Here is an 18,227-nt window from a genome sequence, read left to right on the forward strand (position 1 = left end):
GAATTCAAATGTCTAAATCAACTTCACTCTAATTATTTTTACTGGACATGCTTTTGATGCATTTTCACAAGATTCTAAAATCTCGTTTTCATTCGATTTCAAAGTGAAAAACCCTTTTTTATCTGTTGCATGTAGCAACACCGATTTTCCGTCTTTTTTCGACATTTGAAACTGTTTCGGCGCTAATTCCACACAATAATTACAGCCAATACATTTGTTGCGTTGCAATGTGATAACCACCATTAAGCTTCTACTTTATTTTCTACAATTTTATATAACTTGTCGGATGGTCTGATTCTAAAACCAAGCGGAATGGTAACTAAATCGCCTTTGCTACCTTTACTTAGCTTTTGGTCGTTTACCATCATGTCGCTCACTTCAAGTTCTTTCGCTCCTGTGGTTGGGCCAGTAATTAAAATGGTGTCGCCAATAGCAATATCGAACGCTTCAATTTTAAATTCGCCTATTTGAGGTTTCGGAAAAAAGTGTGTGCCTTTCCCAATATACACTTTCTTTTGTGTAGCATGCGACCCAGAACCATTGCTCCACTCCCCTAATTTCTGACCTAAATAATAACCATTCCAAAAACCACGGTTGTACACTTTTTCAAGATCTTGCATCCAAGAGATTACCTTTTCTTTATCGTAGGTTTCGTTTTCTAAACTATCAATCGCCGCTCGGTAACAAGAAATTACTTTGGCAACATATTCTGGCGCACGACCGCGTCCTTCAATTTTTAAAACTTTGATGCCAGCATCGGCAACTTGATCTAAAATATCGATGGTACATAAATCTTTTGGCGACATAATGTATTCATTATCAAGCTCCATTTCAAAACCCGTTTCCTGCTCAATAACCGTATATTTTTTACGGCAATTTTGTTTGCAAGCCCCTCGATTTGCCGATGAATTATAAGCATGTAAACTCATATAACATTTGCCAGAAACTGCCATACAAAGTGCGCCGTGACCGAAAATTTCAATTTCAATCAATTTTCCAGCTGGCCCTTTTATTTGGTCTTTCTCGATTTGTTCGGTGATTTTTTTAACCTGACGTAAACTTAATTCACGGCTCAAAACCATCGTATCGGCAAACATCGCATAAAACTTAACGGTTTCAATGTTAGTTATGTTTATTTGGGTGGAGATATGCACTTCCATACCAACTTCCCGAGCAGCCATAATTACTGCTTGATCCATAGCGATAACTGCTGTAATATTTGCTTCTTTCGCCTTGTTTATAAGTGTTTTTACTATAGATAAATCGTGGTCGTATATAATAGTATTCAATGTTAAATAGGTTCTAACATTTTTAGCTTTACATCGTTTTGATATTTCTTGAAGATCGTCCAAAGTGAAATTTATGGATGCACGAGCACGCATATTTAACTGTTCAACACCAAAATAAATGGAATCTGCACCATTATCTAAAGCGGCTTGCATTGATTCAAAATTCCCTGCAGGAGCCATTAATTCTATTTTTTGCATCTTATTATTTCTTTTGAAAATGGTCGAAAATATTTCTTAAATCCTTTTTATGTGGCAAGTGATTTGCGCGTCCCTTTTTGAAAATATCGTTGCTATTACCTTGTCCTTTTCTAAGTTCCTTTTGTTCCTCGAAAGGCAATCTATTAATTTCCATACAGGTTGTAGAACAACAATTTTCCATCGCTTCTTTACATTTTGGACATTGTATAAATAGTAAATGGCAAGCTTCGTTCGCACAATTGGTATGCACATCGAAAGGTTCTCCACATTGGTGGCAATTTGCTATAACATCGTCACTAATACGCTCGGCGCGTCTATCATCAAACACAAAATTCTGACCTAAAAATTTATTTTCAAGATTCTGTTCTTTTACTTGACGTGTGTATTCTATAATGCCACCTTCTAATTGAAACACATTTTTAAAACCTTTATGTTTAAAATAAGCACTGGCTTTTTCGCAACGGATACCGCCTGTGCAGTACATCACTAAATTTTTATCTTCTTTGTGGTCTTTTAAATCTGCTTCAATAATATCTAAGGAATCTCTAAACGTATCCACATCGGGTGTGATGGCGTTTTTAAAATGGCCAATTTCGCTTTCGTAATGGTTACGCATATCCACCAAAATAGTGTTTTCATCTTCAATATATGTATTGAAATCTTCCGCTGCCAAATGAATGCCTTTATTGGTCACATCGAAGGTGTCGTCATTTAAACCGTCGGCAACAATTTTATTACGCACTTTTACTTTCAGCTTTAAAAACGATTTATTGTCTTGTTCAACGGCAATATTCAACCGAATATCTTTTAAAAAATCGATGCTATCTAAATGGTTTTTGAATTCATTAAATCGATCGGCAGGTAAAGAAAGTTGCCCGTTAATACCTTCTGTGGCAACATAAATTCTGCCTAAAACTTCTAGTTTATCCCAGGTTAAAAATAAGTGGTCACGTAAAATTTGTGGATTTCCAATATTAGCGTATTGGTAAAAAGAAAGCGTCAAGCGTTTTTTTCCAGCTTGGTCTATTAATTCGGCTCTTTCTTTTGCGCTTAATTTATTGTACAGTTGCATGCTATACCAATGTTTTAAGGTTAAAGAATTATTTTAAAAATGCAAAAGTACAATTTTTAAAAAAACTAACCTTATAAACATAAAAAAAGCACCCATTTACGAACAGGCGCTTTAAATAATAGTTTGAGTTAGTCTACTTTAAAAGTATACTTAAGATAAGTTTTTCATAGCAAAATCTTCCCACTATTTATTAGTAGATGCAAAATGTTCATAAAGGTTGCGTTAGAATATTGTAAGATGACGAAACTTATAGTATTTTAGCATCCATTACTTTAGAAAAATAAAAAACGAAAATGAGCAGCGAAAAAGAAGCAAAATTAAAAGCACTAAAACTTACTTTAGATAAATTAGACAAGGCCTACGGAAAAGGTACCGTAATGAAAATGAGCGACAAAGCAGTTGTTGATGTAGATGCTATTTCATCGGGTTCTCTTGGTTTGGATATTGCCTTAGGCGTTGGTGGTTATCCACGCGGACGTGTAATTGAAATTTACGGACCAGAGTCTTCGGGTAAAACAACTTTAACTTTACATGCTATTGCTGAAGCGCAAAAATCTGGCGGTATTGCAGCTTTTATTGATGCGGAACATGCTTTTGATCGGTTTTATGCTGAAAAATTAGGTGTCGATTTAGATAACTTAATTATTTCTCAACCAGATAATGGAGAACAAGCGTTAGAAATTGCCGATAATTTAATTCGCTCGGGCGCTATTGATATTGTGGTAGTTGATTCTGTGGCTGCCTTAACACCAAAAAGTGAAATTGAAGGCGAAATGGGAGACTCAAAAATGGGATTACACGCCCGTTTAATGTCTCAAGCTTTAAGAAAACTTACGGGTTCTATTAGTAAAACCAACTGTACTGTTATATTTATTAACCAGTTACGTGAAAAAATTGGTGTTATGTTCGGTAATCCAGAAACAACAACAGGTGGTAATGCTTTAAAATTTTATGCATCTGTTCGTTTAGATATTCGTCGTTCTACTCAAATTAAAGAAACTGACGGAAGTGTGTCTGGAAACAAAACCCGTGTAAAAGTGGTTAAAAATAAAGTGGCCCCACCCTTTAAAATGGCAGAATTTGACATTATGTATGGTGAAGGCATTAGTAAAGTTGGTGAAATTTTAGACATAGCTGTTGAAAACGAAATTGTTAAAAAAAGCGGTTCATGGTTTAGTTATGAAGACACGAAACTAGGGCAAGGTCGAGATGCTGTAAAGGCACTTATAAAAGATAATCCAGAACTTATGGACGAACTGGAAGCTAAGGTTAGAAAAATAGCCAAAGCAGCTTCAGAAGCAGAATAGTTTAAAAAATCCCGATACACATCGGGATTTTTTTGTTTTAATACGCAACCATTTAGGTATTAATGCATCTATAAAATAAAAACTATTTAAATATTTAAAGTCGAATTTTATGAAAAAGTTAATAGCCCTAAGTTTAGCTTTAGTTTTGCTTGTTTCTTGTAGTCTTGACGACAACGACAACGATAATTATAGCTTTGAAATTTTATCCGTAGAGAGTGTTGATATCCCTACTGAATTTACTCTAGGAGAAACATACCCAATAACGGTTACGTATTTAAACCCCTCAACTTGCCATGTTTTTAGAGAATTTTATTATTCAAAAAACCTAAATGAACGTACTGTGGCACCCATAACATTGGTTTATGAAAATGATAATTGCCAAACTTTGGAAAATGTTACAGAAGACGCTACTTTTAACTTTGTAGTTACAAGTAACGGTTCTTACATATTTAAGTTTTGGCAAGGTGAAGATGAAAATGGAGAAGATCAATACTTAATTATTGAAGTACCAGTAACAGAATAAGTTTAAGTATTAACTAATCCATTTTTTTAAATTGAGTTTAAATCTACTCATAGAAAATTGTAAAAAAAATGATATTAAAGCACAAAGTGAATTGTATAAACTCTTTTCGAGTAAACTTTTCTCTGTGTGCTTGAAGTATTCGCGTAATTATGTCGAAGCGGAAGATAATTTACAAGATGCTTTTTTAACCATTTTCAAAAAAATTGAACAATACAAAAACAAAGGCTCTTTTGAAGGCTGGTTAAAGCGCATTACTATAAATACCGTTTTACAGCAGTACAGAAAAGAAAAGGTTTTTGATATTGTAAATGAAAATATTATTGATGATGTTGAATTAGAAGTTGATGAAGAAGCCCTTTCCATCGACTATCTTTTAAAAATCATCCAAGAATTACCAGATAGATACCGATTGGTTTTTAACCTGTATGTACTAGATGATTATTCGCATAAAGACATAGCAAACATGCTAGATATTAATATTGGTACTTCAAAATCAAACTTAGCACGCGCCAGACAAATTTTGAAGCAAAACATTGAAGATTACAAAACATCAGAAAGCTCTCAATCATTATAAATGAATGATAAAAAACATATAGATAGGTTATTTCAAGAGCGCTTCAAAGATTTTGAAGCGACTCCTAGCGACGCTGTTTGGAAAAACATTGAAGCAGAACTTAACCAAGACAAGAAAAAACGCCGCATCATCCCTATATGGTGGCAATATGCTGGCGTTGCGGCACTATTAGCGTTACTGTTAACCATTGGTGGTTCTTATTATTTCAATAAAAAAGATATAAAACAAAAACCAACAAATGTTGTAGATACTGAAAACACGCAAACGCGAAGTTCAAACAATTCAACCGAAACTAAAATTGCTGTTGAAAATAACCATGTGGCACCAAGTGATGTAGAAAATGATTCTAAAAATAACACCAATGTTATATCACATTCAACGCATGCGTCTCAAGAATCATCCACTTCAAATACATCTATTTCAACCCATAAAGACAAAAGAAAACATCCATCTAGCTTGTCTTCAAATAAAAAACCGAACGCAACAAACAATTTAACAAGTTCAAATAATAATGCGGTTGCTACTGTTTCCGAAGAAAAAAACACTTCTAAAAACATTGCTGATAATTCTGAAATAAAAGAGGAAACATCTAAAAAAAACTCAGCTTTAATAAACAATCAAAGAGCTAAAGAAATCATTAGTAATACTTCAAAAGACAGCACCACTGTTGCAAAAGCTGAAAACAAAGAAAAAACATCAATAACCATTGAAGAAGCTTTAGAAAAAAATAAAGATGTTATTGAAAATGAAAAAAGCGCGAACAAATGGCGCATTACCCCAAATGCAGCACCTGTTTATTTTAATAGTTTAGGCGAAGGCTCGTCTATAGACCCTCAATTTAACGCCAACTCTAAAACGGGCGAAGTAAACATGAGTTATGGTATTAGTGCTAGTTATGTTATTAACGATAAAATAAAAGTACGTTCGGGTATTAACAAAGTGAACTTAGGCTATAATACCAACAATGTGGTTGTTTATCAATCGGTTGGTGTAAATTCAAGTATGCGTGCGTTACAAAATGTTGATGGGAGCGCCTCCAACTATTCATCTGATAATCTTTCAATTGTTAGTGGTGAAAGTATAAGTGCTAAACCAGAATCGTTTGTTACCACCAACACCTCTATCAATCAGGCTTTAGGCTATATAGAAGTGCCTTTGGAAATTCAATATGCGCTTTTAAATAGAAAATTAGGAGTTAACTTAATTGGTGGTTTTAGTTCGTTCTTTTTAAGTGATAATAAAATATATTCTGAAGCCGAAACGGGTACACGAACCTTTTTGGGTGAAGCTAGCAATATAAACAACGTAAGTTATAGTGCTAATTTTGGTATTGGTTTTAATTACCAAATCTCACAAAAAATAGATTTGAATTTAGAACCTATGTTTAAATATCAAATTAACACGTTTAATAATACTTCTGGCGATTTTACACCCTATTTTATTGGTGTTTATACCGGATTCGCCATTAAATTCTAGGTTTTTGGTTAGATCTAGATATTAATTTTCCTTAAGCTCGGAAATTAATATCAATGAAAACGGCTCTCCCCAGAGTCGTTTTTTTTATGGATTGAAATCTTGCAATTGTTCCAAAATAATGGTTCTCGCCTTTTCATTTAATGACTTTGTATCTTGAACCGTTAAATTTTCAGTGGATAAAAATTTATGGATTTTTACACGCATTTTACCAGGACCTCCACTAAAGAAGGTGTACGAAAGTCGTTTTTTATTATCTCCAAAAGTGATGGGTATAACAGGAATATGATGGTTAATAGCCAACCTAAAAGCGCCATCTTTAAAATCATCTAGCATAATGTGTTCTTCTGGCACGCCGCCTTCAGGAAAAATACAAATACTCACCCCTGTTTTTAATCGTCTCTGTGCTCTTAAAAAAACAGCTTTTCGGCTTTTTTCAGAACTTCTATCAACCAAAATACAGGTGCGCTTATAAAAAAAACCGAATAACGGAATTTTAGTCAGCTCCTTTTTCCCCACAAAAACAAAGGGGTTTTTTATTGAAATTAACATGAGCATAATATCGGCCATAGAGGTATGGTTGGCAATAAGCATATAGCTTTCGTCTTTTTCGGGCGTTTGTTCTCTTTCTATTTTCCATCGAAAACCCATGCCTACTAAAATTATTTTTGCCCAAAAACGCGCCAATTTAAAAAAGTATGGATACCACGACTCTTTCAAAATAGAAACTAAAAGTATAGGAAACAAAATAAGTATTGGCAATGCTACAAGTATGTAGAACCAAATACGGTATAAAATCCAGAATAGATATTTAAAAAGCTTCATCAAGCCCAAAAATACATAATTGTATTGAGCAATTCTATTAAAAAAATTACCTTTGTTGCTGTTAAAATTTTAAAATTATTAATTAAAAATAGATTCCCACCTTCGTGGGAATGACAGGATGGCAAGAATACTTACTGGCATACAAGCTACAGGAATACCACATTTAGGAAATATTTTAGGCGCATTAATGCCCGCAATAAAAATGGCTAACAGCCCCGAAAACGATTCGTTTTTATTTATAGCCAATTTACACACGTTAACCCTGATTAAAGATGCCGAAACTTTAAGGCAAAACACCTATTCGGTGGCTGCTGCTTGGTTAGCCTTTGGGTTGGATGTTGAGAAAACCGTATTTTACAGACAAAGTGATATTCCGCAAGTAACCGAATTATCGTGGTATTTAAGCTGTTTTTTTCCGTATCAACGCTTAACATTGGCACATAGTTTTAAAGATAAAGCCGATAGGCTGGAAGATGTAAATGCTGGTTTGTTTACCTACCCCATGCTTATGGCTGCCGATATTTTATTATATGATGCTGAAATAATTCCCGTAGGGAAAGACCAGTTGCAACATATTGAAATGACACGCGATGTGGCTTCTCGTTTTCATGCGAAAATGGGAGACGTTTTTGTATTGCCAGAAGGGAAAGTGGAAGAAAACATCATGCTTATTCCTGGTACAGATGGTGAAAAAATGAGCAAAAGTAGAGATAACACCATCAATATATTTTTAGACGATAAAAAACTACGCAAGCAAATAATGACCATTCAAACCGATAGCACAGCACTTGAAGACCCTAAAGATTGGAAAACCTGTAACTGTTTTGCTATTTACCGTTTGTTGGCTAATGATGAGCAAATAAAAATCATGAAAGCCCATTATGAAAATGGTAATTATGGTTACGGACACGCCAAACAAGCCTTGTTTGAATTGATAGTTGAAACCTTTGCGGTTCAACGCGAGCGTTACCATTATTATATGAATAACCTTAATGAGCTTGATAAAGCTTTGTCTTTAGGTGCTGAAAAAGCGAGATTGGTTGCTGATGATGTTTTGAAACGAGTTCGTGAGAAGGTTGGGTATAGTACAATTAAACTAACTCTAACAATTCAAGATAAATACTTTAACAGCCTCAATTCTAAAATTAAATCTTGGAAAACAAATCACAGACAAGCCATTAACTATTGGAATAAAACACATGGAAACAATAATCTCCAACAGTTTTTAAACATAGATATCCAACAAATTTTAGATCAAGATAATTGTCAAAGAAAGATAAATTTTGAATTAGATAGTTTAAACTTGAAAAGTTCAGAAAAACTAAATTCAGCAAGCGAAATTTTAAATCAAACAATTAAATTATTCGACAAAACAACTCAAGATGAGTCTTTACATTATGCGATAACAAACAAAGATTTAAAAGTAATAAAGAATGAAACTCATTTATATAATTATATTCTAAAAGTTAATCAATTAATTTATTGCTTTAAGTTAGAAATTGATATTTTTAAACTTATTGTTTCTTCCCTAAAATATAAAGCAAGAATTAATATTAGATAACCTCAAACAACTTCCCGGGTAACGGGCGCACAACACCTTTAAGTTCCATATTCAACAACACGCTGGCTACTTTAAAAATAGGTAGATTGCAATTAATAGCAATCATATCCAACTGCTGTTTTTCGTTGTCTTTTAAATGGTTATAAATTATTTTTTCGGTAGCATCTAATTCAACAAACAACTGTTTTTGAATAACAGGTTTTTTATCGTCATCTAATTTCCAACCCAATATATAAGGCACATCTAAAGGTGTTGTTAACATATGTGCTTTTTGGTGTTTAATTAAATTGTTACAGCCTACACTTTGCGAATCGGTGGTTCTACCAGGTACTGCAAAGACATCACGGTTGTATGAATTGGCAATATCGGCAGTGACTAAGCTTCCGCCTTTTTCAGCAGATTCTATCACAATAGTAGCTTCACTCAACCCCGCAATCACTCGGTTTCTCTTTAAAAAGTTGTTTCTATCGAAGGTATCCGTGCTCCAGAAATCGGTAAAAAAGCCACCTTTCTTTTCAACATCCACCATATACCTTTTATGCACCGCTGGATAAATTTGGTTCAATCCGTGCGCCAAACAACCAATAGTTTGTAAATTATGCTTTATAGCTGCTTTATGGGCTGTAATATCGGTGCCATATGCAAAACCAGAAACAATAACGGGATTGTAAATGGCTAGTTTTTCAACCAAATCTTCACAAAATGCTATACCGTTTGAGGTAATTTTTCGGGCTCCAACAATACTAATGATACGTTGTTGTTTTAAATGAATGTTTCCCGATTGAAATAACACAAGAGGACCATCAATACAATGCTTAAGTTTATCAGGATAATTTTCTTCTTCAAAATATAAAACCTGAATGTTATTTTCTTTAATGAATATGAGTTCATTTTCAGCTTCCTTTAAATGGTGTGGTTTAAACAAATCGCCTAAAATCACACTTCCAATACCATCAATTTTAAGTAAGTTTTGTTTCTTTTCCTTCAGAACAGCTTCCGCAGAACCACAATGTGAAATGAGTCGTTTTGCCGTAATATCCCCTATGTTTGGCACATGTTGCAACGCTAAAGTGTAAAGCAAATCGTTTTCGGTCATTCTATATTGTTGATTTCGAAGTTAAAGAAAAGAATTTTTTACGATGTTAATAAATACTTCGCTGTAAATTTTATCTAAAAGCAAAAAATTTTAACTTTGTTTCTATGCAATTAGAAACTTACATAAGCGATTTACTCTATAGATATGAGTGTGTTACCATACCAGAATTTGGTGCATTTTTAACCCAACGTACATCTGCAACGATTGATGATGCTACGAATAGCTTTTATCCACCTAAAAAAACGGTGTCGTTTAACGAGCAGATTCAAAAAAACGATGGCTTATTAGCGCATTACATTGCCGATGTGGAAAAAATTCCTTTTGAGGTTGCTAATGAGAAAATTGCAAAACGTGTAAATAGCATAAAATCATACTTAACACAAGGAGAAACCATTACTTTTAAGAATATTGGTGACATTACTTTTAATAGTGAAGGTAAAATTTTATTTGAACCTGTTTATCAACTTAACTATTTAACAGATTCTTTTGGGTTGTCTCAATTAGTATCGCCTAAAGTGTCTCGTGAAGTTTATAAAACGGAAGTTGAAGCTATTGAAAAAGTAATTCCATTAACAATTACTCCAGAAAAACGCAAGTCTAAACCGTATTTTAAATACGCTGCGGTAGCTTTAATTGCATTAACTTTAGGTGGATTGGTGTCTTCTAAATATTATATCGATCAAATTGAGCAACACAATCAAATAGCTCAAGATCAAGCAACACAACAATTGGAAGCTAAGATTGAGCAAGCTACTTTTAATTTAAATCCGCTTCCTGCTATCACTTTAAATGTGACTAAACAATCTGGTAATTACCACGTGGTTGCTGGTGCTTTTAGGGTTGAAGATAACTGCGAATCAATCATTAGCCAATTAAAAGAGCAAGGTTATAATGCTAGAACCATTGGCGTAAACAAATATGGTTTACACGAAGTGGTTTACGGTAGTTATGAAACTGGCGAAGAAGCTTTAAAAGTATTGCGTGACGTTAGAAATTATCACAATGAAGATGCTTGGTTGTTGGTTAAGGATTTGAACGTAACTGCTGAATAATTAATTCTTAAAAAGACATTCTAAATTCTAAAATCCTTTTCTTTGCGCAACTTTAAACATGTTGTTATGCAAGCAAAAACACCCAAACAATCTAAAACAACACTTACCGACGTTGTTTTACCTGGTGAAACCAATAGTTTACACAACCTTTTTGGCGGCGAATTATTAGCACGTATGGATAGAGCAGCGAGTATAGCTGCAGGACGCCATTGCAGACATATTGTGGTAACGGCATCTGTAAATCATGTGGCTTTTAATAAAGCAGTACCTTTAGGTAGTGTGGTTACGGTAGAAGCAAAAGTATCACGGGCCTTTAAAACATCGATGGAAGTATTTATTGATGTTTGGATTGAAGATAGGCAATCTGGAGATCGAACTAAAGCCAATGAAGGTATTTATACCTTTGTGGCGGTTGATGATATTGGAAAACCTGTTTTAGTACCAGAAATAATCCCTGAAACCGATTTGGAAAAACAACGTTTTGATGCTGCTTTACGCCGTAAACAGTTAAGTTTATTATTATCTGGTAAAATGAAACCTATTGATGCTTCAGAATTAAGAGCTTTTTTTAAGTAAGGCTTTTTACGTTCTGGATAGCGGTATCCTTTTTAAAATGCGAGAGGTAAATTGGTTTGAATAATACAAAAATTAACAGATTGCCTCGTTCATACAATAACTTTAAAAAGAGATTCCTGCTTTCGCAGGAATTTGTTACATTTTAAAAACCCAAGATGCCGGATTTTCAGTCGCTGTACCTTTAGAAATTGAAAAACTTAAAATGGTTTCTCCGTTTGAAGGGTTCGTAAATACTTCGCCTATAACTTGTTTCGTAGTTACTTTATCGCCCTCTTTTACAAATACCGATGATAGATTCTTGTATAAAGTTATATAATCTCCATGACGGATCATCACTATAGGATTCACGTTTTTCATTCTAATAATGGCACTTACTTCCCCATTAAAAACAGCGAGTACTTTAGCGCCTTTTTCAGTTGCTATACGTACGCCATTACTTTTAATAGTTAACGAATTATCAATAGGGTGCGGTTGTGTGCCATAACCTAGCGTTACATAGCCCTTTTCAACTGGCCACGGTAATTTGCCCTTATTTGATACAAAATTGGCTGCTAAAACCTTTTCTTCTGGCGTTAAAGCAAACCCAGAAGAACTTTTTGTTGTTGTAGCACCCGATTTTTTATTCGATTTAGCAATGGCTTCTTTAATAATACGGTCTATTTCAGCATCAATTCTATCGGCTTCTTGTTGTTTTTGTTTTATTTGGGCTGCATAAACAGATAGATTCTTTTTAATGGCTTTCATTAATTCTTCATGCTGTTTACGTTCGCCTTCTAATGTTTTTTGAACTTCTCTGTTTTCAGCAATCAGTTTTTTCTTGGTTTCTTGTTGTTTTAGCAAATCTAAGTTGGTAGCTTGTAATTCGGCCGATTTTGCTTTTATCGTTTCACCTTGTTCTTTTTGATGATCCGTATATTGCTTCATATACTGCAAACGCTTATATGCCTGTTTGAAATCATTCGCTGAAAGCAAAAACATGATTCTACTTTGTTGGTTTTTGCTTTTATAGGACTTCACCATCATAGCCGCATAATCTTCCTTTAAAACCTTTAATTCGTCTCTTAAACTTGTTATTTTTCTTTGGTTATAATTAATATCTCGGTTTATTAAATTCGCTTGTTGGTTGGTGACTTTAATAAACTTATCCAACACATCTATTTTGTGCTTGAAATCTTGAATTAAGGTTAATTGCGATTTTTGTTTACTTTGATTTTCTGAACGTAACTTGGCAATTTTTTGAATTTCCAAACGGAGTTCCTGCCTACGCGCCTCCAATTCTTGTTGTTTGGCACTTTGGGAAAACGAAAAAACACTACAAAACAAAAAGCTTAGTAGTACTACTATTTTAAATGGATGGTTATTTTGTAACATTAAAGTTTTATTTCTTTAAAACCTGAGGGTATTTTATAAGGAAAACTTAAATTTTCATTTAAAGTTACACCTTTAAACTCTAAATCTATAACAGTTTCACTTTTAGCTTCAACAGCAATTACTTTTATATTTTCTGGTAATGTTTGCTTTTCTACTTCTTGATAGGTTAAATAATCTATCTGCAAATGCCTCAACTCTTTTGGTTGCGATACTTGTTGGGATTTTATTTTAAAATGAATGGGGTCTAACAAAAAGAAAATTTCAAAAAGTTCACGTTGTTGTTTGGGTTGAAGAATATAAGCATCCTCATTAACAGAAACTTCATAAGCATTTGAATTCAAAGGGAAAATAGCCTCCCCAAGTAACAAATTCTGTACTTTTTGAAAATCTAATTCAGTTCCTAACAAATCACTTAAATATTTATAATCGCCTTCAAAATAAGTGTTATCTATTTTATTATAGAAACTTACTTTCTCTGGTGTAACTAACGCTTTTACAACCGAAAACATAGCACTTATCCATATCACCTCATCTTTTTTTGCTCTAAAATTTACGGTGTACGATTGTTCTTTATCGCCTTGAGCATAGCTTATTTTAAGTCTCGATTGCAAGGTTTTAAAGTCTGGCGCACTTTTGGCATTTTCCTTTATGAGCTGTTTGGTTGTTAAATTTAAATTGGTTTCACCACCTGAAATGGTTTTAGTCGTTTTACAACTAACCACTACCAATGCCAACAAGGTTAAAACAATGTACTTTAATAGCTTCATTAATTTGAGGTTTCTAATTGTTTTGCTTTATCACTAAACGTTTTTGCCTTTGCTGTATTGTTTAACGAGTTATAAGCGTTACTTAATTGCTTATAAAAATCGATTTCCATTTTGGTATCATCAATTATAAAATCCAATCCCGTTTCTAAAATATCAACCGCTTTTTTTGGTTGGTTTAATTGGTTTAATGCTACGCCATTTATTAAATAAAACAACGGTTGTGCTGGGTACTTTTGCAACACTTCGTTACTCTTTTTTTCTGCCACATCAAACTTTTGCAAATCTATGTAAAGTAACAATACGTTGCGAAGTACATTGAAGTTTTCTGAATCTATTTTTAAAGCCGCTTCAAAATACTCTAAAGCCTTTGGTTTGTTGTTTTTAGATAAATAATACTGCCCCAGTTCTATAAGTGTTTTGCTGTTGTTACTATCACCCACTAAAGCTGTTGCTTCAACTAAATCGGCTTCGTATTGCGGATTTTCACCTACAAACTGAACAAAATCTGTAAGTACTTTTAGTTTAGCCTCTGGTTTTATTTCGGGGCTTTTAACCACAATTTTCATCGATTCAATAGCCTTTTCAGCATTATTTTCATCTAAATAAAATTTGTATAGAGCCAAATGAACAATTTGTGAATTCGAATTTATTTTCAATAATTCCTTAGCCGTTTCAAACGCTTTTTCCTTTTCGTTATTTTCGCTGTAGCGGAAAATGAGTTGCAAATAATTAGATTCTTTATCTGGATTATCTTCAACGCGCGCTTCCAAGTTTTTAATTTGGTCTTTTTTACGTCCTGTAGCTTCGTAAATTTGATTTCGCATGATGTCGCGTGCCACCGAAATACCAAATTCGGCATCCAATGCATCCAAAATTTTTAAAGCTTCATCATAATCCTTGGTTTTTACATACAAGGCTGCTAAATTCTCTTTGTAATCGGGGTGATATTTCAACAATTGCTTCACCGTTTTTATGGCCTTATCAAACTCATTTTGTTCCATGTAAAAACTGTAAAGTGCATCCAAAAACCATTCATTTTCAGGTGCTTTACTTATGGCTTTTTTAAACGCATCTTCAGCAGCGCCAAAATTTTTAAGCTGATTGTAGTTTTTTCCCAGTTCATAATATAAAACAGGTACTGAATTATCCAATTCAATACATTTTAAAAGCGCGGTCACCGAACGGTCGTAATTCTCAATACCTTTTTGTTTTAACGCTTCGTAAAATTGCTCTTGAAATTTATCTTCAACATCGCCTAAATCATCATCTGGCTTTTTATTAAAATCTACTTGGGCATAATTTATCTGCGGAAGCAAAAATGTTCCGATGATAAAGATGACTATGTAGATTTTTTGCTTCATAAATTGTTAATTGGGCGTTACCCTTATCCTGAAACAAGTTCAGGAACCGGGTCGGGCTTTACGCTATATCTTTTTTGCTTTTAATGACAAAAAAGGATGCCGCTTCAATCCCTAACGCGCGTGTTTGCCCACAATTGGTTTAGTCAAAAGTTATTCCAAATTTGTTATGACCTTATTCTAAAACAGAATAATCACCAATACTCACACTCGTAAATTTCCCGTCAAATTTTACGTGGTTACCAATCATGGCATCATCCAAATTAGCATTTTTAATAATGGTGTTTGTTTGAATCAAACTATTTTTTATAGTTGAATTTTCGATAACACTATTATTTCCAATCGACACATTAGGTCCAACCGTACTGTTTTTAAGCACCACATTTTCGCCAATAAAACAAGGTTCGATAATGCTAGAATCTTCCAATTTCGCCGAAGTTGCTACCAATTGTTCTTCTCCATCTGCTTTTAAAAATCCTAACATTCTGGTATTTGTTTCAACGGTTATGGCTTTGTTTCCACAATCCATCCACTCATCAACCGATCCTGTTTTAAAAATTTTTCCATCGGCCATCATACGTTTAATACCATCATTAATTTGGTATTCGCCTCCATTGGTAACGTTTTCATCTAAAATTTGTTGTAGTTTTTCTTTTAAAACCGCTACATCCTTAAAATAATAAATACCAATTACGGCTTGGTCGCTTACAAACGTTTCTGGTTTTTCAACCAACTCGACGATCTCTTGGTTTGCATTTAGTTTCACCACACCGTAAGCTTCTGGGTTGTCCACTTGTTTGGTCCAAATAACGCTATCTGCGGCTGGATCTAAATCGAATTGAGCACGTATCAACGTATCGGCATAAGCTATAACTGCAGGACCTGATAAAGATGGTTTCGCACACATAATGGCGTGACCAGTACCCAAAGGTAAATCTTGACGGTAAATGGATGCTTTGGCACCTAAATCGGTTGCTAGTTTTTCTAAGCTTTGAACAACATCATCACCAAAAAAAGCGGGATCGCCTAAAACAAATGCAATTTCATCAATAGGTTGTTTTAAAACTTTAGCAATGTCCTTTACTAAACGATGAACAATAGGTTGACCTGCTACTGGAATTAAAGGTTTTGGTACTGTTAAACTATGTGGACGCAAACGAGACCCTCGTCCTGCCATTGGTACTATTATTTTCATTTTTTTGAGTTGATTCGTTTATTCGTTGATTTGTGTATTTGATTTATATTCTGAAATCAAAAATCGTTAATCGTAATTCTTCAATCACTTGGTTCCTGTACTCCCAAAACCACCTTCTCCTCTAGCGGTTTCAGTTAATTCTGCAACATCAATCCATTCGGCTCGCTCATGTTTTGCAATAACCAATTGGGCGATACGTTCCCCATTTTCAATAGTGAAATTATCATGGGAAAGGTTAACCAAAATAACGCCAATTTCACCTCTGTAATCAGCATCAACGGTTCCCGGTGCGTTTAAAACAGTAATTCCTTTTTTAGCTGCTAAACCACTACGTGGACGTACCTGTGCTTCGTAACCTATTGGTAGTTCTATGAATAGCCCCGTACCAACTATGGTTCGTTCTAATGGTTTTAAAACACGAGATTCTGATAAATTGGCTCGCAAATCCATTCCAGCCGAAGCAAGGGTTTCATAATTTGGTAATGCGTGACTTGATTTGTTTATTATTTTAATTTTCATATTATTTTTTTAATAGTCGTTTTAGTTCATTTCGTTCAAACAAGATTACATTTCCCAAAAATAACAAAACTAAAAAAGTATTAATGTAATAATTGCCATTTGTATTTAATGTAATGATGGATAATACAATTGCTAAAGTTAAATACCCTAATATTTTCTTTAAATCGTAAGGAACTCTATAATGTTTTTGGCCAATTATATATGATAACACCATCATAACACCATATGCAGCCAAAGTAGCCCAAGCAGCAGCTATGAAGCCCATTCTTTTAATAAAAAATAAATTAAAAGCAATAGTAATAACAGCTCCAACTATAGATAAATACATACCATACCTCGTTTTATCTGTCAATTTATACCAAATAGCCAAATTAAAATAGATTCCCAAACATAAATTGGCAATTAATACGATGGGCACTATAGAAATGGCTTGCCAATAACTTTCATCTTTAACCAACGCTATTTTAAAAATATCTAAATATGAAATAATAAAAACCAACATAAAACTACCCACAATTACAAAATACTTCATAATTAATGCATAGGTTTCTTTAGCATTTACTTCTTTTGAATGTGAAAAGAAAAAAGGTTCTGCTCCCAAACGAAAGGCTTGAATAAAAATGGTCATAAACATTGCTATTTTATAACAACCACTATAAGCACCATTTATATCTTTATCAAGCAAATATGGGAGTATCCATTTATCAAAATTCTCATTAATTACATAAGCTAAACCAGCTATCATAATGGGCCATCCATAATTAATAAGTTGTTTAAACACACGCTTACTAAACTCTAACTTTGTTTTAAAAAAATAAGGAGACAATAATAAAAGTGTAACGGTGCTAGCTATTAAATTAGCTATAAAAATATACTGAACCAAATCTGATTCATCATAATAAGGTACGTTTATATTAAATTTTGGTATTGCCCATAAGAAGAAATAATTTAATAACACATAAATTAAAATATTAGCAATTTTTATAGATGCGAATTTAATGGGTCTACCTGTAGCCCTTAAGTAAGCAAAAGGCGCCACAACAAGCGTATCTAAAACTAATAAACCCAAAAGAATATTAAAATACTTTTGTGAAATATTAAGCCATATTGAAAGTTGCTGATTAAAAACAAACACCACAATTAAAAAAAATAAAATAGTTGTTACAACTAAACTTATAAATGTGGTTGAAAAAACTTTATCTTTCTCATCAGATTTATTAAAAAATCTAAAAAAAGCAGTTTCCATTCCATAGGTTAATAGCACATTAAAAAAAGCAGCATATACATAAAACGTTGTGTTATCAGAATAGCTTGTAGTTGCTAATTTGCCTGTGTGTAATGGCACTAATAAAAAGTTCATTAAACGAGGTAAAACAGTTGCTAAACCATAAATAATAGTGTCCTTAAAAAACTTTTTTAATACGCTCAAATTAACATATAATTAGTTGTGTTAAAAGTAGATAATTCAAGA

17 protein-coding genes and 1 pseudogene are annotated in these 18,227 nt (G+C 33.5%); 7 read left to right on the forward strand and 11 right to left on the reverse strand.

Features of this window, described 5'->3' with window-relative positions; translation table 11 throughout:
• Positions 1 to 12: 12 nt before the first annotated feature.
• From EV196_RS03000 to trhO, 3 genes are read right to left on the reverse strand one after another with little or no spacing between them, the layout of a single operon-like run.
• A complete protein-coding gene (locus EV196_RS03000; protein WP_132214739.1) occupies positions 13 to 243 on the reverse strand; it encodes a ferredoxin in 231 nt (76 codons plus the stop codon).
• Complete coding sequence (locus EV196_RS03005; RefSeq protein WP_132214741.1) at positions 243 to 1,487, reverse strand: peptidase U32 family protein; 1,245 nt, start codon at positions 1,485 to 1,487, stop codon at positions 243 to 245. Before EV196_RS03005 ends, EV196_RS03000 begins: the two co-directional genes overlap by 1 nt.
• Positions 1,488 to 1,491: 4 nt before the next feature.
• Complete coding sequence (gene trhO / locus EV196_RS03010; RefSeq protein ID WP_132214743.1) at positions 1,492 to 2,559, reverse strand: oxygen-dependent tRNA uridine(34) hydroxylase TrhO; 1,068 nt, start codon at positions 2,557 to 2,559, stop codon at positions 1,492 to 1,494.
• A gap of 293 nt (positions 2,560 to 2,852) precedes the next feature.
• Here trhO and recA point away from each other — a divergent pair, with 293 nt between their 5' ends.
• The 4 genes from recA to EV196_RS03030 all read left to right on the forward strand — a co-directional run bounded on the left by recA (position 2,853) and on the right by EV196_RS03030 (position 6,439).
• Entirely contained in the window at positions 2,853 to 3,866 is a 1,014-nt protein-coding gene (recA, locus tag EV196_RS03015) for a recombinase RecA (protein WP_132214745.1), read from the forward strand.
• A gap of 109 nt (positions 3,867 to 3,975) precedes the next feature.
• A complete protein-coding gene (locus EV196_RS03020; RefSeq protein ID WP_132214747.1) occupies positions 3,976 to 4,389 on the forward strand; it encodes a hypothetical protein in 414 nt (137 codons plus the stop codon).
• 31 nt (positions 4,390 to 4,420) lie between these two features.
• Complete coding sequence (locus tag EV196_RS03025; protein WP_132214749.1) at positions 4,421 to 4,963, forward strand: RNA polymerase sigma factor; 543 nt, start codon at positions 4,421 to 4,423, stop codon at positions 4,961 to 4,963.
• Positions 4,964 to 6,439: a hypothetical protein gene (locus EV196_RS03030; protein ID WP_132214751.1), complete on the forward strand. Its 1,476-nt coding sequence runs from the start codon at positions 4,964 to 4,966 to the stop codon at positions 6,437 to 6,439. It abuts the gene before it with no gap.
• Between the two features lie 84 nt (positions 6,440 to 6,523).
• On the opposite strand, the gene EV196_RS03035 is transcribed toward EV196_RS03030, so the two are convergent.
• Entirely contained in the window at positions 6,524 to 7,261 is a 738-nt protein-coding gene (locus tag EV196_RS03035; protein ID WP_132214753.1) for a lysophospholipid acyltransferase family protein, read from the reverse strand.
• A gap of 118 nt (positions 7,262 to 7,379) precedes the next feature.
• Between EV196_RS03035 and trpS the strand changes: the two are divergent.
• Positions 7,380 to 8,345: pseudogene (gene trpS / locus EV196_RS03040) on the forward strand (tryptophan--tRNA ligase); the annotation flags it as partial.
• A 469-nt stretch (positions 8,346 to 8,814) separates the two neighbouring features.
• Here the strand turns inward: trpS and dprA are convergent.
• On the reverse strand, positions 8,815 to 9,918 hold the full coding sequence (dprA, locus tag EV196_RS03045) for a DNA-processing protein DprA (protein WP_132214755.1): 1,104 nt from the start codon (positions 9,916 to 9,918) through the stop codon (positions 8,815 to 8,817).
• Between the two features lie 104 nt (positions 9,919 to 10,022).
• Between dprA and EV196_RS03050 the strand changes: the two genes are divergently transcribed.
• Both EV196_RS03050 and EV196_RS03055 read left to right on the forward strand, forming a co-directional pair.
• Positions 10,023 to 10,970 carry an HU domain-containing protein gene (locus tag EV196_RS03050; protein WP_132214757.1) on the forward strand — a complete coding sequence of 316 codons (948 nt, stop codon included), beginning with the start codon at positions 10,023 to 10,025 and terminating at the stop codon, positions 10,968 to 10,970.
• 66 nt (positions 10,971 to 11,036) lie between these two features.
• Entirely contained in the window at positions 11,037 to 11,546 is a 510-nt protein-coding gene (locus EV196_RS03055; RefSeq protein WP_132214759.1) for an acyl-CoA thioesterase, read from the forward strand.
• A gap of 135 nt (positions 11,547 to 11,681) precedes the next feature.
• Here the strand turns inward: EV196_RS03055 and EV196_RS03060 are convergent, their stop codons facing one another.
• The 6 genes from EV196_RS03060 to EV196_RS03085 form a co-directional block, all read right to left on the reverse strand.
• Positions 11,682 to 12,917 (reverse strand): murein hydrolase activator EnvC family protein, encoded by a 1,236-nt coding sequence (locus EV196_RS03060; protein ID WP_132214761.1) that lies wholly within the window; start codon positions 12,915 to 12,917, stop codon positions 11,682 to 11,684.
• The gene (locus tag EV196_RS03065) at positions 12,917 to 13,684 is read right to left on the reverse strand and encodes a DUF4292 domain-containing protein (protein ID WP_132214763.1); all 768 of its coding nucleotides are present in this window, start codon (positions 13,682 to 13,684) and stop codon (positions 12,917 to 12,919) included. The genes EV196_RS03060 and EV196_RS03065 overlap by 1 nt, the downstream gene beginning before the upstream one ends.
• Positions 13,684 to 15,045, reverse strand: coding sequence for a tetratricopeptide repeat protein (locus EV196_RS03070; RefSeq protein WP_132214765.1), 1,362 nt, complete (start codon positions 15,043 to 15,045; stop codon positions 13,684 to 13,686). Before EV196_RS03070 ends, EV196_RS03065 begins: the two co-directional genes overlap by 1 nt.
• A 172-nt stretch (positions 15,046 to 15,217) precedes the next feature.
• Entirely contained in the window at positions 15,218 to 16,237 is a 1,020-nt protein-coding gene (locus EV196_RS03075; RefSeq protein ID WP_132214767.1) for a sugar phosphate nucleotidyltransferase, read from the reverse strand.
• Between the two features lie 84 nt (positions 16,238 to 16,321).
• The gene (dut, locus tag EV196_RS03080; protein WP_132214769.1) at positions 16,322 to 16,756 is read right to left on the reverse strand and encodes a dUTP diphosphatase; all 435 of its coding nucleotides are present in this window, start codon (positions 16,754 to 16,756) and stop codon (positions 16,322 to 16,324) included.
• A gap of 1 nt (position 16,757) precedes the next feature.
• Positions 16,758 to 18,185: an oligosaccharide flippase family protein gene (locus EV196_RS03085; RefSeq protein WP_132214771.1), complete on the reverse strand. Its 1,428-nt coding sequence runs from the start codon at positions 18,183 to 18,185 to the stop codon at positions 16,758 to 16,760.
• Positions 18,186 to 18,227: the final 42 nt, after the last annotated feature.

Origin of the sequence: Mariniflexile fucanivorans (assembly GCF_004341235.1) — a bacterium.
GTDB classification, from domain to species: domain Bacteria; phylum Bacteroidota; class Bacteroidia; order Flavobacteriales; family Flavobacteriaceae; genus Mariniflexile; species Mariniflexile fucanivorans.

Excerpts from the sequence above, each read along its gene's own strand:
- EV196_RS03000 (WP_132214739.1), bottom strand. The coding sequence starts at position 243 with ATGGTGGTTATCACATTGCAACGCAACAAATGTATTGGCTGTAATTAT.
- EV196_RS03005 (WP_132214741.1), bottom strand. The coding sequence starts at position 1,487 with ATGCAAAAAATAGAATTAATGGCTCCTGCAGGGAATTTTGAATCAATG.
- trhO (WP_132214743.1), bottom strand. The coding sequence starts at position 2,559 with ATGCAACTGTACAATAAATTAAGCGCAAAAGAAAGAGCCGAATTAATA.
- recA (WP_132214745.1), top strand. The coding sequence starts at position 2,853 with ATGAGCAGCGAAAAAGAAGCAAAATTAAAAGCACTAAAACTTACTTTA.
- EV196_RS03020 (WP_132214747.1), top strand. The coding sequence starts at position 3,976 with ATGAAAAAGTTAATAGCCCTAAGTTTAGCTTTAGTTTTGCTTGTTTCT.
- EV196_RS03030 (WP_132214751.1), top strand. The coding sequence starts at position 4,964 with ATGAATGATAAAAAACATATAGATAGGTTATTTCAAGAGCGCTTCAAA.
- EV196_RS03035 (WP_132214753.1), bottom strand. The coding sequence starts at position 7,261 with ATGAAGCTTTTTAAATATCTATTCTGGATTTTATACCGTATTTGGTTC.
- dprA (WP_132214755.1), bottom strand. The coding sequence starts at position 9,918 with ATGACCGAAAACGATTTGCTTTACACTTTAGCGTTGCAACATGTGCCA.
- EV196_RS03050 (WP_132214757.1), top strand. The coding sequence starts at position 10,023 with ATGCAATTAGAAACTTACATAAGCGATTTACTCTATAGATATGAGTGT.
- EV196_RS03055 (WP_132214759.1), top strand. The coding sequence starts at position 11,037 with ATGCAAGCAAAAACACCCAAACAATCTAAAACAACACTTACCGACGTT.
- EV196_RS03060 (WP_132214761.1), bottom strand. The coding sequence starts at position 12,917 with ATGTTACAAAATAACCATCCATTTAAAATAGTAGTACTACTAAGCTTT.
- EV196_RS03065 (WP_132214763.1), bottom strand. The coding sequence starts at position 13,684 with ATGAAGCTATTAAAGTACATTGTTTTAACCTTGTTGGCATTGGTAGTG.
- EV196_RS03070 (WP_132214765.1), bottom strand. The coding sequence starts at position 15,045 with ATGAAGCAAAAAATCTACATAGTCATCTTTATCATCGGAACATTTTTG.
- EV196_RS03075 (WP_132214767.1), bottom strand. The coding sequence starts at position 16,237 with ATGAAAATAATAGTACCAATGGCAGGACGAGGGTCTCGTTTGCGTCCA.
- dut (WP_132214769.1), bottom strand. The coding sequence starts at position 16,756 with ATGAAAATTAAAATAATAAACAAATCAAGTCACGCATTACCAAATTAT.